Below are 10,249 nucleotides of genomic sequence, written 5' to 3' on the forward strand. Positions count from 1 at the left end.
TGTGGCGATCGCCACCATTGCTCCGCCTTTTATGCTCTGAGCAATGTATCTTCTTACACTGTCCAACCTCAATCAAACTATTCATACTAGCCCACTACAAGAGCCACCTCTTGTTCCTTCCTATCTGCAAGAACGCTTGCAACTGCTTGTCAAGCAAATTTTAATGGGATTACCTGTCGAGCCAATTCTCAACAGTCACCCCCAGTTCCAGCAGTGGGTTTTCCAGCTCAAAGAACTATCGCCATCACTGTTTTTACCACAGCGAAAACTGTTTGTTGACATTCCACTTCAAACAAAACTAGACCGAACAAAAAGGGGAGTGACAGAAGAAAATTCTTCCCCTTCTCCTCCATTTAAAGTGATACAAGTCCGTACAAATGTGGGTTTAGTCAAAGGAACACCCAAACTATTTGAGTGGGCGATTCGCCATCCTGTACTGACTTGGCAAGACCGAGTTAAGTTATGGGTAGCTGCCGAATTCTTCGAGATCGAGCCTCACAAGCTACAACTGATTATTTTGGCACTGCACCCGACTCAACCTGCAGAAAAAGTTCTGTTTGCCTGGGACAGCAAGCAACACCGACACACTCAAAATTGGCTTTTGACTACCATTGAACCAGAGACAGAACAAACAGTTATCAAGCTTAATTGTTATCTAACACCTCAACCGAAGGAAGTAGCAACAGCTATCAATTTGGATGAAATCAATTTGGATGAAATCAACGAAGTGTCGATATAATCCGTTCACATTTTATTGTCATCCTCCTATCGAGAGATATCCACTTATTCCCGACGCAATCGCCCATTAATACTTTTCTTCTTTCCATAGGAGGATGACACTCTTTAATATGAGAAAAAACAATAGATATGGATAAAATGTAGTAGGAATCTTAGCCGTGACTGCAACTACCGCCACCCAACCAAAAACAAGCCAACTAAAAACCATCCTGATAGTTGAAGATGACCCGATGATGCAGCTCGGTCTACAGCATATCCTCAATCGCCAACCCCATTTAACAGTTGTCGCACAAGCTGTTAACGGCAACGAAGCCGTCAGTGCTGCACTGCAACACCAACCAGACATCGTGCTGATGGACATTGACTTACCCGGAATCGACGGTATTGCAGCCACGCAGCAAATCAGAGCCGCACTGCCGCATACTCGCATCCTGATGCTCACCCACCACAGCAATCCAACTCAGGTAATGGCGGCTTTGTCAAGCGGCGCTCACGGCTACTGCGTTAAAGGCACTAACGCAGAACAACTTCTAGCAGCGATTACGACTGTGCAAGAAGGTGGCAGTTACCTAGACCCTAAGATTGCCGACTGCGTGCTGCAAAATCTCAAAACGCCACTGCCCGATAGCTATGCGAATGACGACATCAAGCTGACAGAACGGGAAATGCAGGTTTTGCAGCAGCTAGTTGAGGGTAAAAGCAATAAACAAATCGCTGCTCAACTAGGAATGAGCGTCCACACCGCAAAAGGTCATGTAGAGATGATTATAGCTAAATTTGAAGCGAGCGATCGCACCCAGGCAGCCGTTAAAGCACTGCGTTTGGGCCTGGTTTAGTCGTTAGAGTTAAGAAAGTGACATTTTCCTACACCTGTAACCGGGTTGCTCAACGGTTCAAAGATTAATGTTGTAGTTGCCATTGTTCCCAAAACTCCTAGGGTTTCTGCCTATTTTAGAGTGACGGCAGTCCAACTGAAGGAAACGCTAATTTTGCGTATTTAAGAAGTGACATCGCAATCGAGATTAACTGTTCCTAGTGGGGGCAGCAGTTCTTCGAGATCATTTTTTGCTGGCGTGATTGTGAATAAATGGCGTCATTAGATTTCATTTCTAAAGTTTATCAAATAGGCGATCGTATTTGATAAACTTTAGTTCTCAAAAATTACCGTCTCTGACATCTTGTCAATCTTCAAACTTTGGCAATGTCAACCAAAATCTCGCTCCTTTTCCCAATTCGCTATCAACGCCAATCTCTCCGCCGTGAGCCTCAACAATTTGCCTGCAAATGTAAAGTCCCAATCCCAATCCTTGCCTTAAACTAACTCCAACTCCCCTCGTGTAAGGCTCGAATAATCTTGCACATTGCTGAAGAGAAATTCCGGCCCCATTGTCTGCAACCGTACAGCGAACCATCTCACCTTCCTTTTTAGCTTCTACCGTCAAAATAAACCCAGACTGATTGTATTTAACAGCATTGTCGATCAGATTGCCAAACACCCGCCAGAGCTGCTGGGCATCAGCATTGACTAAAGGCAAATCGGCTGCCAAAAGCTGCTTAACCTTGACTCGATGCTGGTTGAGAATTGGTAATCTTTCAATAAGAATATTTTGGACTAAAGTGGGCAGCGACAGCGGCTTCATGGCTAAAGAAGCACTTTTCACATCAAACTGTTGTGTTGCTGTTAGTGACTCAATCAACTGGAGTTGGCGCGAACAACTTTGCACCATAACCTCCATAGTCCGCCTATCAATAGCAATGTTGCTGCCAGCATCATTGAGGCGACTTCGCAGCAGCAGCGACATTCCTGATAGAGGCGATCGCAAATCGTGCGAAACAGCGTGCAACAGCATTCTTAAATTGGCTTCTGCTTGCTGTCTTTCTTGAATTTCCTGGCTGAGCTGAACATTTTGTGCAGCCAATTGCACGTTAGCGCAGCGAAGTTGCTGCTGCAAGCGCTGCATTTTAAGTTGGGCAGATACCCGCGCTAACACTTCAACAGGCTCAAAAGGTTTTATAATGTAGTCAGCACCGCCCGCCTCAAACCCTTTTACTTTGTCAAATACGTCATCTAAAGCGCTGATGAAAATTATAGGGATATCACAAGTAGCTTCAGATGCTTTAAGTTGACGGCAGACTTCATAACCATCCATACCGGGCATTTTTATGTCTAGCAAAATCAAGTCTGGCGCTTGCAACTCTACTGCTTTTAAAGCTCGCTCTCCACTAATCAACTTCCTGACTTTGTAACCGTTTTCAATTAGCAATTGAGAAAGTAGTTGAATGTTAGCGGGAATATCGTCAACAATCAAAATGTCAGCCAAAAATTGTTTAGTTTGCTCCATCATCTATCGCCACCAAAGGACAGAGTTTTGAGTTTTTTCCGAATATTGCCAACCGCTATTTTCTCAGCCGCGCTGTTCGCACCAGCAGCATTAACAGGCGACTTAACATCAGCCACAGTCACGGGTTCTTCTGGATCGTTCGGATGTGGCAGCAATTGGTAAGCGAATCGAATCCGCTGATCCAGCTCTTCATCTATATTGAGCAGTTTACCCGTCTGCTGCTCTACTGACAAAGCTTTCGCCCGCCTTTCAAGCTGCGGTCTGATGCTGCTGTCCCACAGTTGTTCAGACTCTTTAGCTCGCTTTATGTCGCCTATATTGAGCAGTTTACCCGTCTGCTGCTCTACTGACAAAGCTTTCGCCCGCCTTTCAAGCTGCGGTCTGATGCTGCTGTCCCACAGTTGTTCAGACTCTTTAGCTCGCTTTATGTCGCCGGGCCGCACCGGAATCTTGAGAGGGTAGGGAAATAAAGCTTCCGTCCCCGTTGCGTAGGCCGGTGAAGTGATGACGCACTTGCCTTGAGGAAACCTCAGAATTTCGTCAGGACTAATCAGCGGTTTCTTTTGCAACTGTTCGCTCCAGTTGACAGAACGGCTCGTTTGCTGCCCCGTCGAGCTGCCGGTCGATCGATTTTTTACCAGCACTTCCACTTCCCCGTACCGCTTAGAATATTTCTCGGCTGTCTCAAAATCGCCGGGGTTGAAGAGGACGTGAGTTGACAGAGCACTGGCGATCGCAGCCCCTTTTTTATCCCCATAGAGATTATAGAGTTGATTGAGTGATTGAATGCCAACAATCGGTACGCCGCCAGCAGAACGATATTCGTTAGCCCACTGATCCATTCTGTCGAACTTGAGAGACGGAAACTCGTCTAAGCAGTACAAAAATGGGTCAGAACGTACCCGACTCAAATTAGACACCACACATAAGTGAATAGCAGCAGCTAACAGCGGCCCCACTACAGTGCGTCTTTGGTCATCTAATTTGAAAATAATGCACTTTTTCCCTTCTAAAGCAATTGGAATGGTGCTGCGACCAATAAATGCCCCCAACAAATCTTTTTGAATGAAACTGGAGTAGGTTGCCTCTGCGGTTGCCTTTATGCCCGCCACAGTTTTTTCAGCATCTTTTGAACTTAATAACTGCGAAAAACTAGAGGCAATCCACCTGTCCATTTTGAGGGGATGACCGTCGGGTCGGTGAACGGCGTGGTCGATGCGCTTGACCAAATCAGGCAGTTGAATAATTGCGTACACAAAAGCTAAATCCGGGTAAGGACTGCTTTTTGCCAACTGCACTAAACCCTTGGCCATCAACTCGCCTGCTTTCTCAAAAAACTCATTGCCTTTACTCTCCCCCGGACTAGCATTTCGAGCAATAACTTGTCCAATTTCTGCTGCCATTACTGCATCTTGTGCATCTCTCATAAAATCCAGAGGATTGATAGTGCCGCTGTAAGCTTCCCCTGGCGCAAACACTTGCACATCGTAGCCATAGCGCACTGCAAGGGGTGCAAGCACTTTCATCTGGTCTCCTTTTTTGTCGTAAATAATGGCAGGAAAACCTTGCTGGAATGCACTTTCAACCATCCTGTCAATGACGCTGAATGTTTTGCCAGAACCCGGAGCACCAATGACTAAAGTTCCGCGTTCTGCGTGGGGAAACCAAACCGTCGGATTTGCACCTAATAGCGTTTGCAATCGAGCACTCAATCCCTGACAACCTTTAAACCAATAAGTCGGCGTACCGCTCCACAAAGTAACGGGCTGCCGTTTTTTTTCTTTCATTTGCTTGAGGGCAGAGCCTGTGGCTGCCAATTTTTCAGCCGTCCCGCATAGCCGCCCGGAGGTAATTTTACCTTTCCCGTTTCCAACTAATTTGGAAGCAATAAGTAAGCCTGCCATTAGCCCTAACATTGCCAGTCCCTCTGGCTTCATAAACTGACCCAACAACCCGCCAAAATCTATGCTAGTTAACGAACGTTTAGGAGGTTGAACTGCCATTGGTATCAAGGTAGCTTTGTTAATTTTAGGCAAAAATTGCAAATTGTTCATTTTTTTTAGCTCTTAAAAAAAACTAAATGTTTCAGATAGCGGCTATCGCCTCAAGGGGGAGACTATGACAAAAATAGGTAAACAATGGTAAGAAGCAATAACGCGAAATCTCCCAGTAAGACAGTACAGAATTCTAGTGGAAAGTCCAACCCGCAAAAGAACAAGAGTGCTGATTATTACGAGATAGATCCGGAGCTATTCAACAGTGATTACAACCAAACTCGCAAGCCTTCTTTGCCCTATGGAATCGTGATTAACGATAACCCAGCAGGTATTTTGCTCCCGAACGACCAGCTTGTCAAAGCGGAATGGCACGTAATGCCTAATGTTGAAGAATTGACAACGGTCGAACTAAGCGAAGAAGTGACAGGCTTACTGCTCCCAAAAGCGAGAATGTTGGTATTAGCTTGTGTGCCTGAGTACATCCGCTACAAAGATATTGAAGAAAATGGAGAATTAGCAGGTACTTTTATTGGGCTTTACGACGAATATCGCGATTCCCTCGATAAAAAGACGCAGGAAGTGTGTTCCGAACACGCTCTCATCTTTCTAAATCCCAAAAACCAACCCCTGCATCAGGTACCGATTGTCGTCCGCTTCAAGAATGTAGCCCTCTGGAGCTTTAAAAGCGCTAGAGAAGAATTTTACCGCAATTTGGAACGGGCATTTGCTGATTGCTTTGGGAGAGATTACAGCGGTAAGAATGACAAGTGGCGCTCTTTGGGAGTGTTAAATGTCGAGTTTAGAGCTCTCAAAGAAGGGGAAGGCAAAAATAAATCCTTTTGCTGCAAAACTCACAGCATTACTCAGCCAACTGATGCTAATTTTCACAAGCTATTTCTCGGTCAAAAACCACAAAAGAAATTGATTTGGGGACTGCACAATAGCATTGCTGGGTTCATTGACGCTAGCGAGGCCGGGTTGCCAGCTATAGCTGCTGGTGTCGAACCTGAAGTCCAGGCCTTGCCAGAAAGCGTAACTAACCGCAAAAATCGAGGTAAATTGTCACCCCCTCGCAAAATTGCACAAGTTGAAGGAGGAACAGACTCAGAATTAGAGGAGTTAGATGAATTTTCCGAGGCTGCTGAGGTTGAAGTTGAGGTTGATTCAGAAGAAGATTTTGACTTCGATGAACCCGCAGACTACTAAACACTAACTACTGAAAAGCTGGCTGTCAGCAAGTTGATAGGTAAGGCCGTCGTAGCAAAATTGAAGCTGGCGGCGGCCTTCTTTGGAAAGCTGATTCACTCCTAGACAAGGCAAACCCTCGTGTGAGGAACTGTCAGCCTTAAACAAAGGAGTTTTCTGCGGTTTATGGGGGTCGAGATAAGCTGCAAATACTTCTGTTGGCATTTGACTTGAATCATTAGGAATTAAGTAGCCAACATAAAGGCAGCCTTTTGTGCCGCACAGAGTGGAATTATTGAAATCATAAAGGTTCAGCCGTCCTACCGAGCCATTAACTTGCCACACTCGCATTCTCTTAATTGCTTCCGCCGCTGCACTTTGCCCAGCCGCTACTTTGAGTTCTGGAAGGCTGCTGTGTTCCTTTACGATTAGGGTTAAAGTTTCTTTTGGAGTGACTCGCAAAGCTTGTTGCCAAGAAGCTGGTGCGGTTGTTGCTGAACTAGAATTCGTGCAAGCAACTGTCCCCAATAATAGCGACAGGGCGGTAAAAACTGTCAAACCAATGCGAAACCAGTAACCAAGTTGATTTAACCAAACCGGGGGGTTGACAATCTTTTTGGTGCCTGCTGTTTGTTGCTTAACTCTATTTTGTTTAACCATTTGTTACTTCACTCCTACAAAATACAAGAAAAAACAGGACACTAAAGCAGAATAAAAAGACAATAAAAGAGAGATTTTTTTGCTGAACTAAGCTGTTGTATGTCTAAATCTTACAGTCAATTTTTATGACTGACTTCGGGGAATACAAAACGACTCTACAATTTATATCCTGAACAGCTTAGAAGTCATATCTAATCAGTTGACATCGGAATTATGCATCTCTCTCTTCTCTTTCTCTGTGTCCTCTGTGCCCTCTGTGGTTTAATCATTCCGATACCACCAATTTTGATATCAATGCCATAAAATTAATGGTTTCAGCAATTAAAAACGTCCTGGTTGTAGAGAAGGTTGTTAGACTTGTTAATAACTTGCTTTTCCACCTCCTCTTTCCCCTGGTTCAATGGGAGAGTGCAGCCGTGCCAAAACTAATTGCTAGTCCCAAACCGATTAGTATCAGAAACATTTGCTGCTTTCGCTGATGAAAAAGTCGAATTAAAAACCACATCCCCCCCAAAAAAGAGCTAATGAACAGCGCCTCCTTAATACTCAAACTAGCATTTAAAGTAATGCCGGAGCCGACAGAGTTGGTGATGCCATTGCTGTCACCAGAATTAGCTTGGCAATTGTCGCTGGTATTGTGGTTATAAAGCTCTCGAACTTTTTCCCCGTACTGTTTGAGAGAGTAGCCGCCTAAAATGTTGGAATAGCTGGCATCAATTTTACTGCCAGAACCCCCAAAGTGTTTTTGCGCTACTCGCTCAATTAAGCGATCGCCCTTGAACACCTGCCCAGTTTTAGGGTCAATTTCCTGTTGCCTGCTGACTAAGTTCTCAGCTAGAGAATTTTGCAAGACTTTATCCTGAACAGCAGGAGGAAAATATTGGAAGAGTTCCTCTCTTGTAGGTTTTTGGCCTTTGTTGACGTTCAGGATAAAGTTAGCCCCCCCTGGAATTGAACTGACAGCACGCTGCACGTCTTCCCGGTAACTCATCAACTGATAGCGACCGATCGCCCGCCCGCAGTTGCGAGCTCCTTCAGTACAAACCATCTCGCCAATGGCTTCGTAGTCGGCACTGGCTGCATTTTCCAAATTGGCGATTCCTTCGGAAAGCTTTGCTAACGCCTCCCCTAATGAAGCTACATCCACACCGTTAACGTAAGTTGCGGGGCGCGCGCACTCTCGCTTGGATTCAGGTAGAGGCTGAGTTGGTAAAGGGCTTTCTTTAGTTTGATTTGAACTCAGCGGCTTTGAAGGTTTTGTTTCAGATGCGACGCCTTTTGAACGCGAAATACTGTTAGAAGAACCGCCCTCCAATCGACCGACAAACATAGGCGAATTAACGCTGTAACTGAGAAACGGAACCGGACCAATAATGTAAGGCGATTTGCCGCAGGGCAAACTAAACCTGAAGTACAGAGCCGTGTCAACAGTATCGCTGGTTTCTGACGGTTCCATTACCACTACTTTAAACACTTCCCCAAAAGGATGCCGGCCCGTCGGTTCCCAACCGCTCAAACAGCCAGAACCGCCTCGTACTTCCTGATATTTGCCGCTAATCCACTGCTTGCCTTCTAGCGGCCCTGTGGCGCGGCGACCGGCGTTTTCCATGTCGTCGAGTTCGATATAAGCGCAATCTTTCTCGCAGGCTACCGCAAATCCTTCTACATCTGAACCGGAAATTGTGTTATTGCGCTTGCTCTCGTACCGACTGTAAATCATGTCAATTCGCATGATTGTGCTGCCAATGGACGCAATAGGAACCGGAAAATTAGAAAGCGGGACTTGACTCAGCAGTGGAATATGGCTGATGAGTTCCTCTGACCAGCCAGAGAACTGTTCTAAATTTACGCTATTAAGATTGGGAATTTGGGCGAGCGCAAACTCAGATAGGTCAATTTGGTTGAGTTTTGCCTGCGCTAGTTGCGGTACTTGTTTTACAGCTTGACCAATTGGTAATTGGTTGATGTTAGGGTTCACTCCGGCTATTTGAGAAGATAAAGAAGCAATTGGAGGAACATCGCTTAATTGAAATTGGCTAAGATTCGGAACAATTTCAGCCAAGTGACCGACAGTTTGCTTACCAGCTAAGGGAAACGCGGACAAGCTGATATTCTCTAAATTGATATCCCCTAGTGCTAATTGTTCAATTGCTTGCAAAGACAGAATTTCAGGTTTTACATCGTTAATGTCCCCCAGCTTCAAGATGTTGTCAACAGAAGTGTCGGCTTGCCAGCTTCGACCGCCAGAACTTCCAGAACTAGCAACGGCGGGCAGGGAACTAAAGGTAATCTGGCTCCAATCTGGCAGCAAAACTCTAGATTGTTCTTTTTCCCAAATTTTAGTAGGTAAGGGACTGGCGCTAGCAATTAATGGAAAGCTTAAGAAAGTAATGCAGATGAAAGCAAAAATTAGGCAGAGTGTACTGGCAGCTATTAAAGCCGAGCCTACCTGGCTTATTTTTTTTAACTGCTTTGGACTGTTCATGGGAATCCTATTGATGTTAACTAAAATTAGGCAAAAAAAACTGCTCTATTCTTTCTAATTTGGAAAAACTTTAAACGGTTTTTAAAACATTACGAAAAATAGAGCAGTATTGTAGAAATTACCCATCAGCTAAATCTCCCTCTCCCCCTCTCCCCTCTCTCCCTCTCTTCCTCTACCTCTCTCCCTCTCCATTTTAGGAATTACCCAAAAACCCGGTCTTCCTATGTAATTCCGTCATTTTAGGTTGAACATGAGAACGAGAAACTGGGTTTTTTAGGTTGATGCGTCCTAGACTGCATTTCTCCATCTTCGCTTTTTTCTTTAATCAAGCTCCAGCTCAAGCTGTGGATTCGGGCGGACTGCTGAATCTGTCCAAGCAGTATCTGCTAGGTTGGACAAGTCATACACATTTTCTTGGTAAGCGTTGTCAAAATTACCTTGACGAACTTCTTTAGATGACGAGTAACCGACAGTCAAATCGGGTTCCGATTCGTAACCGGAGTTGTTATAGCCAGAATTAGGTTCAATCGATGAATTATGCATGGTTTTTATGAGTTCATGTGGTGAACAATTCCAATTTAAATCGCATCGAGTTCCTGCAACTTCATTCCTATGAGCGATTTTGTTCAGTAAAAATTACCCCCTCCACATGGAGGGGGCAGCTCTATGAAAGTTACCTAACGGCTCTCAGCACTGGGCAATGCTATGAAACCTGTAAAAATGTCTTTTAAGAGAGAGTAGGAACTAAAAGCTAAAGAATACCCAGGGAGCATCCCGGTTTTGCAAAAGCCTCAAATGGCCAAGAGATCGTTGAGGTAAGCACAACGAAGTTTTAGCATTTG

8 protein-coding genes are annotated in these 10,249 nt (G+C 45.0%); 3 read left to right on the forward strand and 5 right to left on the reverse strand.

The window, feature by feature from the left end; genetic code table 11:
- Window positions 1-43: 43 nt before the first annotated feature.
- Window positions 44-739 carry a hypothetical protein gene (locus QT996_RS06885; RefSeq protein ID WP_333045435.1) on the forward strand — a complete coding sequence of 232 codons (696 nt, stop codon included), beginning with the start codon at window positions 44-46 and terminating at the stop codon, window positions 737-739.
- A gap of 157 nt (window positions 740-896) precedes the next feature.
- Window positions 897-1,574 (forward strand): response regulator transcription factor, encoded by a 678-nt coding sequence (locus tag QT996_RS06890; protein WP_333045436.1) that lies wholly within the window; start codon window positions 897-899, stop codon window positions 1,572-1,574.
- A 345-nt stretch (window positions 1,575-1,919) separates the two neighbouring features.
- Here the strand turns inward: QT996_RS06890 and QT996_RS06895 are convergent, their stop codons facing one another.
- Together QT996_RS06895 and QT996_RS06900 are read right to left on the reverse strand one after the other, a co-directional pair.
- Entirely contained in the window at window positions 1,920-3,083 is a 1,164-nt protein-coding gene (locus QT996_RS06895; protein WP_333045437.1) for a hybrid sensor histidine kinase/response regulator, read from the reverse strand.
- Window positions 3,080-5,134: a type IV secretion system DNA-binding domain-containing protein gene (locus tag QT996_RS06900; RefSeq protein WP_333045438.1), complete on the reverse strand. Its 2,055-nt coding sequence runs from the start codon at window positions 5,132-5,134 to the stop codon at window positions 3,080-3,082. The genes QT996_RS06895 and QT996_RS06900 overlap by 4 nt, the downstream gene beginning before the upstream one ends.
- 84 nt (window positions 5,135-5,218) lie before the next feature.
- Here QT996_RS06900 and QT996_RS06905 point away from each other — a divergent pair, with 84 nt between their 5' ends.
- A complete protein-coding gene (locus QT996_RS06905) occupies window positions 5,219-6,283 on the forward strand; it encodes a DUF5895 domain-containing protein (protein ID WP_333045439.1) in 1,065 nt (354 codons plus the stop codon).
- A 3-nt stretch (window positions 6,284-6,286) separates the two neighbouring features.
- Here QT996_RS06905 and QT996_RS06910 read toward each other — a convergent pair whose 3' ends face one another.
- The 3 genes from QT996_RS06910 to QT996_RS06920 all read right to left on the reverse strand — a co-directional run bounded on the left by QT996_RS06910 (window position 6,287) and on the right by QT996_RS06920 (window position 9,950).
- Window positions 6,287-6,922 (reverse strand): hypothetical protein, encoded by a 636-nt coding sequence (locus QT996_RS06910; protein WP_333045440.1) that lies wholly within the window; start codon window positions 6,920-6,922, stop codon window positions 6,287-6,289.
- A 397-nt stretch (window positions 6,923-7,319) separates the two neighbouring features.
- Complete coding sequence (locus tag QT996_RS06915) at window positions 7,320-9,407, reverse strand: hypothetical protein (RefSeq protein ID WP_333045441.1); 2,088 nt, start codon at window positions 9,405-9,407, stop codon at window positions 7,320-7,322.
- Between the two features lie 321 nt (window positions 9,408-9,728).
- Window positions 9,729-9,950, reverse strand: coding sequence for a hypothetical protein (locus tag QT996_RS06920; protein ID WP_333045442.1), 222 nt, complete (start codon window positions 9,948-9,950; stop codon window positions 9,729-9,731).
- Between the last annotated feature and the right edge of the window lie 299 nt (window positions 9,951-10,249).

The organism is Microcoleus sp. S13C4, from assembly GCF_036700865.1.
In the GTDB taxonomy this organism is placed as follows: Bacteria; Cyanobacteriota; Cyanobacteriia; order Cyanobacteriales; family Microcoleaceae; genus Microcoleus.